This window comes from Rhizobacter koreensis (genome assembly GCF_013366375.1).
Lineage (GTDB): Bacteria > Pseudomonadota > Gammaproteobacteria > Burkholderiales > Burkholderiaceae_C > Schlegelella_A > Schlegelella_A koreensis.
Genome location: NZ_JABWMJ010000005.1, coordinates 230,506 through 243,771, shown reverse-complemented (window position 1 = coordinate 243,771; position 13,266 = coordinate 230,506). Strand labels below are relative to the sequence as shown.

13 protein-coding genes are annotated in these 13,266 nt (G+C 73.5%); 4 read left to right on the top strand and 9 right to left on the bottom strand.

Annotated features, from left to right (window positions below):
- Positions 1 to 99 precede the first annotated feature (99 nt).
- Positions 100 to 1,890 carry an AMP-binding protein gene (locus HQN59_RS12630; RefSeq protein WP_176069454.1) on the top strand — a complete coding sequence of 597 codons (1,791 nt, stop codon included), beginning with the start codon at positions 100 to 102 and terminating at the stop codon, positions 1,888 to 1,890.
- Positions 1,891 to 1,991: 101 nt separating this feature from the next.
- On the opposite strand, the gene HQN59_RS12625 is transcribed toward HQN59_RS12630, so the two are convergent.
- A complete protein-coding gene (locus HQN59_RS12625; protein ID WP_176069453.1) occupies positions 1,992 to 3,251 on the bottom strand; it encodes a sensor histidine kinase in 1,260 nt (419 codons plus the stop codon).
- Positions 3,248 to 3,910: a response regulator transcription factor gene (locus HQN59_RS12620; RefSeq protein ID WP_176069452.1), complete on the bottom strand. Its 663-nt coding sequence runs from the start codon at positions 3,908 to 3,910 to the stop codon at positions 3,248 to 3,250. Before HQN59_RS12620 ends, HQN59_RS12625 begins: the two co-directional genes overlap by 4 nt.
- A gap of 89 nt (positions 3,911 to 3,999) precedes the next feature.
- Here HQN59_RS12620 and HQN59_RS12615 point away from each other — a divergent pair, with 89 nt between their 5' ends.
- Both HQN59_RS12615 and HQN59_RS12610 read left to right on the top strand, forming a co-directional pair.
- Entirely contained in the window at positions 4,000 to 5,661 is a 1,662-nt protein-coding gene (locus HQN59_RS12615) for a phosphoethanolamine transferase (RefSeq protein WP_176069451.1), read from the top strand.
- A complete protein-coding gene (locus tag HQN59_RS12610) occupies positions 5,625 to 6,362 on the top strand; it encodes a phosphatase PAP2 family protein (protein ID WP_342451192.1) in 738 nt (245 codons plus the stop codon). The genes HQN59_RS12615 and HQN59_RS12610 overlap by 37 nt, the downstream gene beginning before the upstream one ends.
- An 11-nt stretch (positions 6,363 to 6,373) precedes the next feature.
- Here the strand turns inward: HQN59_RS12610 and HQN59_RS12605 are convergent, their stop codons facing one another.
- From HQN59_RS12605 to HQN59_RS12575, 7 genes are all read right to left on the bottom strand, one after another.
- Positions 6,374 to 6,724, bottom strand: coding sequence for a hypothetical protein (locus tag HQN59_RS12605; protein WP_176069450.1), 351 nt, complete (start codon positions 6,722 to 6,724; stop codon positions 6,374 to 6,376).
- 293 nt (positions 6,725 to 7,017) lie between these two features.
- Positions 7,018 to 7,497, bottom strand: a complete 480-nt coding sequence (locus tag HQN59_RS12600; protein ID WP_176069449.1) for a VOC family protein — start codon at positions 7,495 to 7,497, stop codon at positions 7,018 to 7,020.
- 71 nt (positions 7,498 to 7,568) lie between these two features.
- Entirely contained in the window at positions 7,569 to 8,321 is a 753-nt protein-coding gene (locus tag HQN59_RS12595; RefSeq protein ID WP_176069448.1) for a Sua5/YciO/YrdC/YwlC family protein, read from the bottom strand.
- Positions 8,322 to 8,365: 44 nt separating this feature from the next.
- On the bottom strand, positions 8,366 to 9,346 hold the full coding sequence (locus HQN59_RS12590; protein WP_176069447.1) for a tripartite tricarboxylate transporter substrate binding protein: 981 nt from the start codon (positions 9,344 to 9,346) through the stop codon (positions 8,366 to 8,368).
- 74 nt (positions 9,347 to 9,420) lie between these two features.
- Positions 9,421 to 10,062: a 3-isopropylmalate dehydratase small subunit gene (gene leuD, locus HQN59_RS12585; RefSeq protein WP_176069446.1), complete on the bottom strand. Its 642-nt coding sequence runs from the start codon at positions 10,060 to 10,062 to the stop codon at positions 9,421 to 9,423.
- A gap of 1 nt (position 10,063) precedes the next feature.
- On the bottom strand, positions 10,064 to 11,461 hold the full coding sequence (gene leuC, locus HQN59_RS12580) for a 3-isopropylmalate dehydratase large subunit (RefSeq protein ID WP_176069445.1): 1,398 nt from the start codon (positions 11,459 to 11,461) through the stop codon (positions 10,064 to 10,066).
- A 2-nt stretch (positions 11,462 to 11,463) separates the two neighbouring features.
- Positions 11,464 to 12,342 (bottom strand): isocitrate lyase/PEP mutase family protein, encoded by an 879-nt coding sequence (locus HQN59_RS12575; protein ID WP_176069444.1) that lies wholly within the window; start codon positions 12,340 to 12,342, stop codon positions 11,464 to 11,466.
- 80 nt (positions 12,343 to 12,422) lie between these two features.
- On the opposite strand from HQN59_RS12575, the gene HQN59_RS12570 reads away from it, so the two are divergent.
- A complete protein-coding gene (locus HQN59_RS12570; protein WP_176069443.1) occupies positions 12,423 to 13,244 on the top strand; it encodes a GntR family transcriptional regulator in 822 nt (273 codons plus the stop codon).
- Positions 13,245 to 13,266: the final 22 nt, after the last annotated feature.

Here is a 13,266-nt window from a genome sequence, read left to right as displayed (position 1 = left end):
GCGGGTCGGCCCGACTGCCGCGCGCCGGGGCAAACCCGCGACGGCGCGGCACGAGGGCCCGCCTACGATTCCGCATCGACATCGCACGGGAGGCGCCGGGTGGATCTGTTCGGAATACGGGACGCATTGCTGTCGCCCAGCGTCGTCCGCGAAGACCGCGCCGACGGAACGGTGGTCCTGCGCAGCGCCGAGCGTCTCGAGCCGTACTCGCGCTGCATCGGCGATTGGCTCGACCATTGGGCGGCGACCACGCCGAGTGGCTTGTTCCTGGCCGAACGCGGGCCGGGCGGCGACTGGGTTCGCCTCACCTACGCCGAGGCGCGCGCGCGCGTCGGGCGGATTGCGCAAGGCCTGATCGACCTCGACCTGCCCGCCGGCAAGCCGGTCGTGATCGTCTCCGACAACGCCGTGGAGCATGCCCTCCTCGCCCTCGCCGCCATGCACGTCGGCCGGCCGTCGTGCACGGCCTCGAGCGCGTACACGCGCCTCTCGAAGGACGCGACGCGCATCCACGGAGTGCTCGACCTGCTCGACCCCGCGCTCGTCTATGCCTCCGACGCCGCTACCTACGGTGCCGCGCTCGCGTCGTGGTCGGGGCGTGCACCGCGCGTCTTCGGGCGCGGCGCCGAAAGCATCGCCGGCGCCCTGCCGTTCGACGCGCTGCTCGCTTCGGCAGAGACCGCCGCGGTGGCGAACCGCTTCGCCGCGATCCGCCCCGAGCACACCGCCAAGCTGCTGCTCACCAGCGGATCGACCGGGCTGCCGAAGGTGGTCGTCAACACGCACCGCATGCTGTGCGCGAACCAGCAGCAGATCGCGCAGGTGTGGCCGTTCCTGCGCCGGCGGCCGCTGGTGCTGCTCGACTGGCTGCCGTGGAGCCACACCTTCGGCGCCAACCACAACTTCAACATGGTGCTCGCGCATGGCGGCAGCCTCCACATCGACGAGGGTCGCCCGGCGCCCGGCCTCGTGGAGAAGACGCTCGCCAACCTGCGCGAGGTGCGGCCGAACTTCCACTTCAACGTGCCGCGCGGCTTCGACATGCTGCTGCCATTCCTGGAGCGCGACGATGAGGCCGCGCGCGACGTCTTCGCCAACCTCGAGGGCATCTTCTACGCGGGCGCCGCGCTGCCGCAGAGCACCTGGGAGCGACTCGAGCGCATCGCGCAGAGGGTGCGCGGGCGGCCGCTCTGGTTCACGTCGGCGTGGGGCTCGACCGAAACCGCACCCGCGGTCACCACGGTGCACTGGCCGATCGACCGCGCCGGCTGCATCGGGCTGCCGCTGCCGGGCAGCGAGGTCAAGCTGGTGCCGAGCGGCGAGAAGCTCGAGCTGCGCGTGCGCGGCCCGCAGGTGTTCGCCGGCTACCGCGACGCGCCCGAGCTCACCGCGGCGGCGTTCGACGACGAGGGCTTCTACTGCATCGGCGATGCGGGGCGGCTGGTCGACCCCGACGATGCGGCCAAGGGCATCGCGTTCGACGGCCGCGTCGCCGAGGACTTCAAGCTGACCACCGGCACGTGGGTTTCCGTCGGCGCGGTACGCCTGCGCGCGGTGGCGGCGATGTCGCCGTACGTCGCCGATGCGGTGGTCACCGGGCACGACAGCGACCACGTCGGCCTGCTGCTCTTCCTCTCGCCGCAGGCTCGGGAAGCCGGTCGTGACGCGGTGGTCGCGAAGGTGCGCCAGGGCCTTGCCGAAATGACCGCTACGGGCGGCTCGTCGCAGGCGCCGACGCGCGCGCTGCTGCTCGACGATGCGCCATCGATCGACGCCGGCGAGATCACCGACAAGGGCTACGTGAACCAGCGCGCGGTGCTCGCGCGGCGCAGCGCCGAGGTGTCGATCGTGCTGGCGGCAACGCCGGACCCGCGGCTCGTCGTGCTCTGAGGGCGCGAGCGTCGAAGGCGGGGCGCCTGCGTCGCTGCTCGGGATCGAACACCGCCGAGCCCCCCGGCAAGCCCGCCGACGCGGGTGCAGAAGCCGGGACGTCAGAGCCGCAGCTCGACCGCGAACCCTTGCGGCACCTCCGGCAACCGCAGCCCGCCGCCGTGTGCGCGCGCCACCAGGTCGGCAAGCATCAGGCCGAGACCGGTGCGGCCGGCGTAGTCCTGCACGTCGATGGCGGCCTGCAGTGCCTGGCGGCGCTCGGCGTCGACGCCGCTGCCGTCGTCGTGCAGCCGCAGCACGTTCGCCGCGGGCGTCGACAGGCTGACCGAGCGCGCGCCGTGGCGCTGCGCGTTCTCGAGCAGGTTGAGCAGCGCCGCGGTGACGAGGTCGGCGTCGGCGTGCAGCGGCGCGGCCCCGCGCGCGTCGATCGCCAGGCCCTCGACCGACAGGCGCGCGGCGAGCACGGCGACGTCGAGGGGGCCGCGCTGCACCTCCGCGCCGCTGCGGAACAGCGCGAGCAGGGCGACGACGACGCGCTGCAGGCGATCGGCGGCGGCACGCACGCGTTGCAGACGCGGCCGGCCGGCCGCATCGGCCTCGCGCAGCGCGACCGCGAGCTGGGCGTCGATGCCGGCGAGCGGCGTGCGCAGCGCGTGCGCGGCGTGCGCCGTGAACGCGCGCTCGTCGGCGACCCGGCGCGCCAGCCGGGCGGCGAGCGCGTCGATCGCGGCGTGCACCGGCTGCAGCTCGTCGCGGCTGGCAGCGCCGAGTCGCGCACCCGGCTGCAGCGGGTCGTAGCGAGCGAGCCGGCGCGACAGCTCGCGCAGCGGCTGCAGCTCGCGCGCGACGCGCCAGCGCAGCCCGAGCACCGCGAGCAGCGTGAGCGGCGCCCCGGCCAGCAGGACCGCGAGCGCGACCTCGGCGCCTGCCTCGGCGCGCTCGGCGCTCGTCTGCGCCACGTAGACCATCTGCCCGTCGCGCGCGGTGGCGAGGCCGAACACGCGCCAGCCGGCGACCTCGGAGAGGCCCGGCCGCGGGCTGGCGTGCAGCGGCACGGCCGGAGCGCCGTGCGCGGCCGACACGACCTGGGCCCGGCCGCCGGCGTAGCCGACCAGCTGCCACGTGAAGCGAGTGCTGGCGGCGCTCGACGCAGGCGGCGGCGCGGGCTCGATGCGGCCCTGCGCGAGCGGACCGATCAGGCCTTCGGCGGCGCTCTGCAGCGTGTCGTCGAGCAGCTCGCCGACCTCCTCCTGCACGATCACCCAGACCGCGCCGCCGAGCCCGACGCACCACAGCACCGACCACAGCACCAGCGAGCGCACGAGGCGCCCGCCGATCGAGGTCGCGTGCCAACCCCTCATCGTGCTGCGCCGCCGACTCGGTAGCCCATGCCGCGCACCGTCTCGACGACGTCGCGGCCGAGCTTGCGACGCAGGCTCGACACGTACACCTCGAGCGCGTTGCTCGCGAGCTCGCTCGCGAAGCCGAGGATGAGGCGCTCGAGCTCGGGCTTGGAGACGATGCGCCCTGGGCGCAGCAGCAACGCCTCGAGCACCGCCCACTCGCGCGACGTGAGATCGACGCGTTCGCTGCCGAGCCAGGCGCAACGCGCGGCGAGGTCGACCCCGACGTCGCCGAGCCGCACCCGCGCGCCGGCGCTGCCGGCGCTGCGCCGGCAGATCGCGCGCAGCCGGGCCACCATCTCCTCGGGAGCGAACGGCTTGACGAGGTAGTCGTCGGCACCGCCGTCGAGGCCACGCAGCCGGTCGTCGAGCAGGTCGCGCGCGGTCAGCATCAGCGCGGGCGTGAGGTCGCCGCGCGCACGCCGCGCACGCAGCCAGTCGAGCCCGGAGCCGTCGGGCAGTTGCCAGTCGATCAGCCAGGCGTCGAACGGCTCGTTGCGGTAACGCTCGACCTCGCCGAGGCGGCGCGCCCAGTCCACGCCGTGCCCTTCGAGGCGCAGGAAGTCGCCGAGGCCGCTGCCGAGCAGCTCGTCGTCTTCGATCAGGAGGAGGCGCATGGGCGGGACGAGGCAGTCGCGTCACCGTACCACCGCGGCGGCGCGCGAAGCTTCAGGCCGGCTTCAGTTGCGGCGTCTGCAATGCCGGCATGCCGACCCCTGCCCCTTCCCGTCGGCTCACGTTCAGCGCCGGCGTCGAGACGGTGGTGCTCGCCGCCTGCGTGTTCTGGGCGTTCAGCGCGAACCGGCTGTTCTTGAGCGCGGCATTGCCGCATCACGGCGACGTGCCGACCGCCGCGTTCGCCCTCGCGCTGGTGGTGATGCTGGTGGCCCTGAACTACCTGCTGGTCGCACCGTTCGCGTATCGCGTGACCGTGAAGCCGCTGCTCACGCTGCTGCTGTTCGGCACCGCACTGGCCACGTACTACATGCGCAACTTCGGCGTCGTGCTCGACACGTCGATGATGGGCAACGTCTGGCATACCGACGTCGCCGAGGCGCGCGAGCTGTGGTCGTGGGCGCTCGCGCTGCACCTGCTGGTCTACGCCGCGCTGCCGGCCGTGTTGCTGTGGCGCGTGCGCGTCGTGCGGCGGCCGTGGCTCACCAGCGCGATGTTCAAGCTCGCCGGTCTGCTGATCGCAGTGGTCGCGTTCGTGGTCGCGCTCCTGCCGGTCTTCAAGCCGTTCGCGTCGATGATGCGCAGCCATCGCGAGGTCCGTTACCTCGCGGCGCCGGTCAACTTCCTGTGGGCCGGCGGCTCGGCCGTGCTGAAGCAGGCGCGCGGCGCCAGCGCGGCACGGCGCCCGCTCGGCTCCGACGCGGCGCCCGGCCCGCGCTGGGCGGCGCGCACGCGGCCGCGCTTCGTCGTGCTGGTGGTCGGCGAGACCGCGCGCGCCGCCAACTGGCAGCTCGACGGCTACGAGCGACCGACCACGCCCGAGCTGGCGGCGCTGCCGGTGATCACGTTCGGCGACGTCACCAGCTGCGGCACCGACACCGAGACCTCGCTGCCCTGCATGTTCGCGCCCGGCGGCCGCCGGAACTACGACGAGAAGCGCATCCGCCACAGCGAGTCGCTGCTGCACGTGCTGGCGCGGGCCGGCGTGCGGGTGCACTGGCGCGACAACCAGTCGGGCTGCAAGGGCGTCTGCGACGGCTTGCCGCAGGACGAGGTCGCGTCGCTCAACCTGCCGGGCCTGTGCAGCGAGGGCCGCTGCCTCGACGAGGGCCTGCTCGCCGGCCTCGACCAGCGCATCGAGGCGGCGCGGGCCGCTCGCGGCCAGCCGGCTCCGACGACCCTGCTCGTGCTCCACCAGCTCGGCAGCCACGGCCCGTCGTACTTCCGGCGCTACCCGCCCGCCTTCGCGCACTTAGAGCCGGCGTGCATCGAGGACGACCTGCAGAAATGCACGCGCGAGCAGATCGTCAACGCCTACGACAACTCGCTGCGCTACACCGACCACGTGCTCGCGAGCATCGTCGCGACGCTGCAGGCCCACGCGCGCGACGTCGACTCGGCACTGGTCTACGTGTCGGACCACGGCGAGTCGCTCGGCGAGAACAACCTCTACCTGCACGGGCTGCCGCGCTTCATCGCGCCGCGCGAGCAGACCCACGTGCCGATGCTGATGTGGCTGTCGGCAGGACTCGTGCACGACGACGCGCTGGACCTCGCCTGTCTGCGTCGGCGCGCCGCCGAGCCGGCGTCGCACGACCACCTGTTCCACACGCTGCTCGGGCTCGTCGACGTGCAGACCGGGCTGTACGAGCCGGCGTGGGATCTCGCGGCGCCCTGCCGAAGGACGCCTTGACGCGGGCGCCGTCGCCGGCGCGCGACGCCGTCGTCGCCGGCGCCCTGCTCGCCCTGCTGCTCGCGTGGGATGCGAGCGCTGCCGACCTCGCGCTCGCGCGTGGGTTCGGCGACGCTCACGGCTTTGCCGCGCGCGACAGCTTCTGGGCCGGCACCCTGCTGCACAGCGGTGGTCGCGTGCTCGCCTGGCTGCTCGCGCTGGTGCTGATCGCGACCGCCCTCGTCACGCCGCGTCGCCCGGCGCGCGGTCCGGGTCGCGCCGAACGCGTGGCCTGGCTCGCGGTGATCCTGCTCTGCGGCGTCGCCGTGCCCTGGCTCAAGCGCTACAGCGCGACGAGCTGCCCGTGGGACCTCGCCGAGTTCGGCGGCGTCGCGCGCTACGTCTCGCACTGGCACCTCGGCCAGCCGGACGGCGGCGGCGGGCACTGCTTCCCGTCAGGGCACGCGGTGGCCGCGTTCGCGTTCCTCGGCATGCACTTCCAGTGGCGGCGTCACGACCCGGCGCGCGCCCGCGGGTGGCTGGCGGCGGTGCTCGGCGTCGGGGTGCTGTTCGGGATCGGGCAGCTCGCACGCGGGGCGCACTACCCGAGCCACACGATGTGGTCGGCGTGGCTGTGCTGGGCGATCTGCCTGGGAGCCGACGCGCTCGGCCACGTCGCGCGAAGGCGCCGCCCCGCGCGGCTGCCGGCCGGGTCGGCCTGATCGACGCGGCGTCAGCGTGACAGCGCGGCGGGCTCGGCCGCGCCCGGGGCCGGCTCCGTGTCGGTGGCCAGCGTGGCCGTCGCCGCCATGGCGGCGTCGTACGCGGGGGCGGCCGCATCGCTCTCGGCTTCGACGCCGCCGCCCGCGGCACGATCGCCGAGCAGCACGACGAGCACGACAAGCGCGGCGGTGATCGTCGCCCACGCGAGCTCGAACAGCGCCTCGCGTGGCTCGCGGGCCTTGCCGACGAGCTCGCGCCGCAGGCGCAGGTTCTGGTGCGCGATGGCGAACAGCACCGCAGCGAAGATCACCGTCCACGCGAGGACGATCAACGGCAGACTGACCCTTGCGGCTTCGGACATCCGGGACTGGTCTCCAGTGGCACGCCGGGCAGCCGGCGACCCGCGATTTTGACCCATTGCGCCCGACCGCCCCGGCGTACCCCGGCGAGCGGCTTCGCGGCCGAGGAGCCCGCGCGCTCGGTGACGCCGCGATGCCGGTCGGACCGCTGTATCCGGCACGCGCGCGCCGCCACGAAACCGGCGACGGGCTCCCGCGCGACCGCCTCGCGCGCCGCCGAGGACCGCGTCGACCGCGCGATCGACGCGCCGCGGCGGCGTCTGAACAGCCTGCCGGGCGGCGACGAGCGGCCGGTTCAGCCGCGCCGCGCCGCCTCGATCGCCGCGACGTCGATCTTCGTCATCTGCATCATCGCTTCGAACGCGCGCCGGGCGACCGCGCGGTCGGGGTCCATGATCGCCTCGGTCAGCACGCGCGGCGTGATCTGCCACGAGACGCCCCAGCGGTCCTTGCACCAGCCGCACGCGCTCTCCTGCCCGCCGTTGCCGACGATCGCGTTCCAGTAGCGATCGGTCTCGGCCTGGTCGTCGGTCGCCACCTGGAACGAGAACGCCTCGCTTTGCCTGAACGCCGGCCCGCCGTTGAGGCCGAGGCACGGGATGCCGAGCACCGTGAACTCGACGGTGAGCACGTCGCCCGCCTTGCCCGACGGGAAGTCGGCCGGCGCGTGGAAGACGCGCCCCACCGCGCTGTCGGGAAAGGTCGCGGCATAGAAGCGCGCCGCGTCGAGCGCCCCGCCGTCGTACCAGAGACAGATCGTGTTCTTGCTGACCATGCGTCCTCCTTGCTCGTCGGCCGTGACGGCACGCCGGCAGGGCAGCCCGGCGTTGCGACGGCGCGCCGATGTTAGGACGCGGCGTCAGTCCCCTTGCGAAACGCGAACTCCTGCAGATGCCCCGACGGGTTCACGTCGAGCCCGGGATCGCGCGGCAACTCCACGTCGAAGTGGCGCCTCAGCACGTCGGCGATCAGCTCGTAGCACGAGCCGATGCGCACGCAGTCGACCTCGCCGTTGCCGAAGCGCAGGATGGTCGCCGAGCGACGGTAGACGTGATGCTTGCGGAGGCCGTAGTCGACGATCACGTCGGCGACGGCCCGGATCTCGGGCTGTATGTCCTCGACGCGAAAGCGCGGGCCGGTGCCGCTCAGGTTCGCCGACGACCCGAACACCGGCAGCACCGCCTCGCGGCAGAGCCGGCACACCTCGTCGAACAGCGTGCCGGCGTTCAGCAGCATCGCGACGGTGCCGTTGGCGGTGCTGCCCTCGAGCAGGTCGCCGTCGAGGCGGGTCATCAGCGGGTGCTCGGCGCGGTACGGCGCGACGGCGCCGAGCGTGAGGTCGTAGTCCTGCGTGATCGCCTCGATCATCGATTGCGAGCGGCGGTCGAGGACGTGCAGCTCGCGCTGCGTCTCGATCGCGCACAGCATGGCATTGCGCTTGTGGCTGCCGCGCCGCTTGGCCACGAAGATGCGCCGCACGGCGTCGGCCGAGCCGCCCATCAGCGCATAGCCGGCGTCGTTCGGAATGATCGCGACGCCGCCCGCGGCCAGGACGTCGAAGATGCGGCGGGCGTCGCCGGGAATGTCGAGGATGCTCATGTCGGGCTTCCGGTGGTGATCAGGAGTGGCAGCCGCGACGCCGCTCACTCGAGCGGGAACTTCTTGGCCAGCGCGCCGAAGCGCGCCTCGTCGGCATGCACCATCGCCGCGAACTCGGCCGGCGTGTTGCCGAGCGGCTCGGCACCGATCGTCGCGAACGACTTGCGCAAGGCGTCGGCCTTGACCGCCTCCCGCACCGCGTCGGCGACCGCCTGCACCACCCCCGGCGGGGTGTCCTTGGGCGCGAACAGGCCATACCAGGTGAGCGAATCGAACGCGGGCAGGCCCGCCTCGACGGCCGAAGGCACCTCGGGCAGCACGCTCGAGCGCCTTGGGCCCTGCGTCAGCACCACGCGCAGGGTGCCCGCTTTGTGGTGCGGCAGCACCGCCGTCACGCCCATGATCCCGAGCTTGACGTTGTTGCCGACGAGATCGGTGATGAGCTGCCCGCCGCCCTTGTAGTTGGCGACGATGAGGTTCGGCAGCCCGCCCTCGGTGGCGAGCGTGCGCGCCTGCATGCGCGCGGTGTTTTCCGTCGTTCCCAGCGAGCACGGCGGCGCCGCGGTCTTGCAGTAGCGCATCACGTCGGCCATCGAGCGCACCGGCAGCGCGGCGTTGGCGACCACGACGCCGGGCAGCGTCGAGAACGCCGAGATCGGCACCAGGCGCGCCAGCGGGTCGACGCCGCGGAACGTCGGCGTGTGCTTGATCAGCGTCATCGACGGGAGCTGCACCAGCAGCGTCAGACCGTCCGGCTTCGCGTCGATCACCTTGTGGGTGCCGATCAGGCCGTCGGCGCCGGCGGTGTTGTCGACGATCACGGTCTGGCCCCAGATGCGCTGCAGCTCGACGGCGAGCGCACGCGCCTGCGCGTCGGTGCCGCCGCCTGGTGCATAGGGCACCACCAGCGTGACGGTGCGCTCGGGCTTCCACGCCGGCGCGGCGTGTGCCGCGGCCAGGGGCGCGGCAGCCAGGGTGACGAGGGCAGCGGCCGCGAACGCGCGGCGCAAGAGGAACGTGGACATGGGCGTCTCCTTCGGTTCGAGGGGTGTCGGGATCGGGTCGCGGGCGGTCCGCCCGCGCGGAGTCGGCGTCAGACTCAGGGCTCCCGCGGGTCGGGCACGGCGCGCCGCACCGGCTGCCACGCCCAGGGCCGGCGCAGCCGGTCCGCGGCCTGCCAGGCGGCGATCGCCGGCGCGTCCTTCTGGGTCAGGCCGATCGCGTCGAGTCCTTCGAGCAGCGAGAGGCGGCGCGACTCGTCGATCGCGAACGACACCGGCGCGAGGTCGCCGATCGAGACCCGGCGCTCGACGAGGTCGACCGTCATCGGCAAGCCGGTGCGCGCCACCTCGGCGAGGTCGGCGATCGCGGCCTCGGCAAGGACGACCGGCAGCATGCCGTTCTGGAAGCAGTTGGCGAAGAAGATGTCGCCGAAGCTCGGCGCGATCACGCAGCGCAGGCCCATTCCCATCAGCGCCCACACCGCGGCCTCGCGCGACGAGCCGCAGCCGAAGTTGGCGCCCGCCAGCAGGATCGGCGCGCCGCGAAAGCGCGCCTGGTTCAGCACGAACCCTGGCTCTTCGCTGCTGTCGGCGCGGTAGCGCAGCGGCGCGAACGCGAACGGCCCGAGCGCATGCGGCGGGTGCTGCGTCAGCGGCTCGATGCGGATGATCACGTCGGTGTCGACGTTGGCGAGCAGCAGCGGCGCCGCCGGGCCCGAGACGGTGGTGAACGGCCGCATCTCAGAACTCCCGCGGGTCGGCGATCGCACCGCGCAGCGCGGCCGCCGCGGCCACGACGGGGCTCGCCAGGTGGGTGCGCGCGCCTGGCCCCTGGCGGCCGACGAAGTTGCGGTTCGATGTCGACACCGCGCGCGCGCCAGCCGGCACGCGCTCGCCGTTGGCGGCGACGCAGAGGCTGCAGCCGGGCTCGCGCCAGTGAAAGCCGCTCGCCTCGAACACGCGGTCGAGGCCTTCGGCCTCGGCGGCGCGCTTGACCGCTTCCGAGCCCGGCACCACCCACGCCGTCACGCCGGCAGCGACCCGGTGCCCGCGCACCACCTCGGCGGCGTCGCGCAGGTCGGCGAGGCGCGAGTTGGCGCAGCTGCCGATGAAGACCCAGTCGACCGGCGTACCGACGATGCGGCGACCCGGCACCAGGCCCATGTAGTCGAGCGCGGCCTGCAGCTCGGCGCGCGTGGCGGCGTCGGCGGCGCCCGCGGGGTCGGGCACCACGCCGTCGATCGCGATCGCCTGCTCGGGGCTGGTGCCCCAGGTGATGGTCGGCGCGACGTCGGCGACGTCGACCAGCACCTCGCGATCGAACACCGCGTCGGCGTCGCCGACGAGCGCGCGCCAGTCGGCGACCGCCGCGTCGAAGTCGGCGCCCTGCGGTGCATAGGGCCGCCCGCGCAGGTATTCGAACGTGGTGTCGTCGGGCGCGACGATGCCGCATTTCGCACCGAGCTCGACCGTGAGGTTGCACAGTGTCAGGCGCGCCTCGACGCCCATCGCGCGCACCGCCGAGCCGGCGTACTCGATCGCGTAGCCCACGCCGGCGGCGGTGCCGAGCCGGCCGATCAGGTGCAGCGCCATGTCCTTGGCACTCACGCCCCGGGCCGGCGTGCCTTCGAAGCGCACCCGCATGCGGCGCAGCTTCTGCTGGCGCAGCGTCTGCGTCGCGAGGGCGTGCGTGCTCTCCGACGAGCCGATGCCGAACGCGAGCGCGCCGAGGCCGCCGTTGGTGCAGGTATGGCTGTCGCCGCAGACCACCGTGAGCCCCGGCAGCACGATGCCGAGCTCGGGGCCCATCACGTGGACGATGCCCTGCCCCGGCTCGCCGACGTCGAAGAAGCGCACGCCGGCAGCGCGCGCGTGGTCGCGCAGCTCGGCATAGAGCCGCGCACCCGTCGGCGAGGTGTAGCCGCTGCGCGCCGGCGCGCTCGACACCGCGTGGTCGGGCGTCGCGAACGCGAGCTCGGGGCGGCTCGGCGCACCGCCGCGCCGCGCGACCTCGGCGAGCGCCGGGGGCCCGGAGAGATCGTGCAGCAGGATGCGGTCGACGTGGAGCAGCGCCCACCCGTCGCCGAGGTCGCGCACCACGTGGCTGTCCCAGAGCTTGTCGAACAGGGTGCGGCCCATGGTCAGGTCGCCTCCGCCGCGGCGTTCTGCGCCTGCACGCGGGCCCGCAGGGCATCCCATTCGTCGGCGCCGAAGCGGCGGAACAGGGCGTGCACGCCGATCGGGCGGCCGGGGGGCGCGAGCTGCGTCGACCGCAGCGCGGCGAGCGCATCGTCGCAGGCCTCGACGATGGTCTTGAGCAGGATGCCCGGCACGATCACGAGCCGATAGCCCAGCGCCTCGGCGTCGCCGGTCTTGAGCGACGGGGTCTTGCCGCCCGGCACGATGTTGAACAGGCACGGGCCGTTCACCCGGCGCGGAATCGCCGCGACCTCGTCGAGCGTCTGCGGCGCCTCGACGAACGCCATGTCGGCCCCGGCGGCGAGCGCGGCGTTGGCGCGCGCGATCGCCTCGTCGAGCCCGCTGACGGCGCGCGCGTCGGTGCGCGCGATGACGAGGAAGTCGGGGTCGCGCCGCGCCGCCACGGCCGCGCGGATCTTGGAGACGAACTCGTCGCGCGAGACGAGCTCCTTGCCGGCGAGGTGGCCGCAGCGCTTGGGCGCGACCTGGTCCTCGACATGGATCGCGGCGACGCCGCGCGCCTCGTACTCGCGCACGGTGCGCGTGACGTTGAGCTCGTTGCCGTAGCCGGTGTCGGCGTCGGCGATCAGCGGAATGCGGATCGCGGCGGCGATGGTCGCGGCGTTGCCGACCATCTCCGACATCGTCAGCAGCCCGTAGTCGGGGTAGCCGCGCGCGGCCGAGGCGCCGGCACCGGTCATGTAGGCGGCGGGAAAGCCCGCCTGCTCGACGAGGCGCGCGGTGATCGCGTCGTAGACCCCGGGAGCGACGACCGTCTCGGGTGCCTGCAGCAGCGTTCTCAGTCGGCGGGCTTGGTTCATGGCGTCGGCTCCTCGTGATGTGTTGTCTACTATAATAGACAACTAGACGAGTCGTCAACGACCTGTTGTACGCTGTGGGGATGAATTCAGCCCCGCCCCTGGTCCGCGAACCCGGCACCGCGTTGCACCGGCAGATCTTCCTGGTCCTGCGCGACGGCATCGTGCAGGGCACCTACCCCGCGGGAAGCGCGCTGCCCACCGAGGAATCGCTGGTCGCGCTGTTCGGCGTGGCGCGTGCGACGGTGCGGCGCGCGCTGGCCGACCTCGAGAACGAAGGCCTCGTGCAACGCCGCCACGGCCGCGGCACCTTCGTGCGGGGCGACCCGCCGGTGCACGGCATGAACACGCCGAGCTACCTGGACCTGCTGCGCCAGACCGCGCAGACGAGCAGCGTGCGCGTGCTGGCGGTCGAGACCGTCGAGCCGCCCGGCTGGGTGCGCTCGGCGCTCGGACTCGCCCCCGATGCGCGGGCGGTGCGCGCGAACCGCATGCGCCTGGCCGGCGAGACCCCGCTGATGGTGACCGAGGCGTGGGTGCCGCTCGACATCGGCAGCCGCATCACGGCCAGCGCGCTCCGCAAACGTGCGATGTACGAGGTGCTGATGGATCAGGGCGTCGAGTTCGGCCGCGTCGTCCAGCAGATCAGCGCCGAGGCGGCGGACCCGCGCAAGGCGCAGCTGCTGGCGTGCGAGGTCGGCACCGCGCTGATCCGCCTGACGCGCCTGCTGCACGACCGCAGCGGGCGGCCGATCCAGCACCTGGCCGCGCACATGACGCCGCAGCACAGCCGCATCGTGATGGAGATTCCCGCCGACGCGATCGACACCATGAGCGCCGGGCAGATCGTGCACGACGTCGCCGCGCCGCGCACGGGCGGCGCGACGCCGAAGCTGAAGCGCTGATCGCCTCGCGCGGGCACCGCCG

Bases quoted from the DNA above. Each gene is read 5' to 3' on its own strand.
- HQN59_RS12625 (WP_176069453.1), bottom strand. From the start codon at position 3,251: ATGAGGGGTTGGCACGCGACCTCGATCGGCGGGCGCCTCGTGCGCTCG.
- HQN59_RS12620 (WP_176069452.1), bottom strand. From the start codon at position 3,910: ATGCGCCTCCTCCTGATCGAAGACGACGAGCTGCTCGGCAGCGGCCTC.
- HQN59_RS12615 (WP_176069451.1), top strand. From the start codon at position 4,000: ATGCCGACCCCTGCCCCTTCCCGTCGGCTCACGTTCAGCGCCGGCGTC.
- HQN59_RS12605 (WP_176069450.1), bottom strand. From the start codon at position 6,724: ATGTCCGAAGCCGCAAGGGTCAGTCTGCCGTTGATCGTCCTCGCGTGG.
- HQN59_RS12600 (WP_176069449.1), bottom strand. From the start codon at position 7,497: ATGGTCAGCAAGAACACGATCTGTCTCTGGTACGACGGCGGGGCGCTC.
- HQN59_RS12595 (WP_176069448.1), bottom strand. From the start codon at position 8,321: ATGAGCATCCTCGACATTCCCGGCGACGCCCGCCGCATCTTCGACGTC.
- HQN59_RS12590 (WP_176069447.1), bottom strand. From the start codon at position 9,346: ATGTCCACGTTCCTCTTGCGCCGCGCGTTCGCGGCCGCTGCCCTCGTC.
- leuD (WP_176069446.1), bottom strand. From the start codon at position 10,062: ATGCGGCCGTTCACCACCGTCTCGGGCCCGGCGGCGCCGCTGCTGCTC.
- leuC (WP_176069445.1), bottom strand. From the start codon at position 11,461: ATGGGCCGCACCCTGTTCGACAAGCTCTGGGACAGCCACGTGGTGCGC.
- HQN59_RS12575 (WP_176069444.1), bottom strand. From the start codon at position 12,342: ATGAACCAAGCCCGCCGACTGAGAACGCTGCTGCAGGCACCCGAGACG.
- HQN59_RS12570 (WP_176069443.1), top strand. From the start codon at position 12,423: ATGAATTCAGCCCCGCCCCTGGTCCGCGAACCCGGCACCGCGTTGCAC.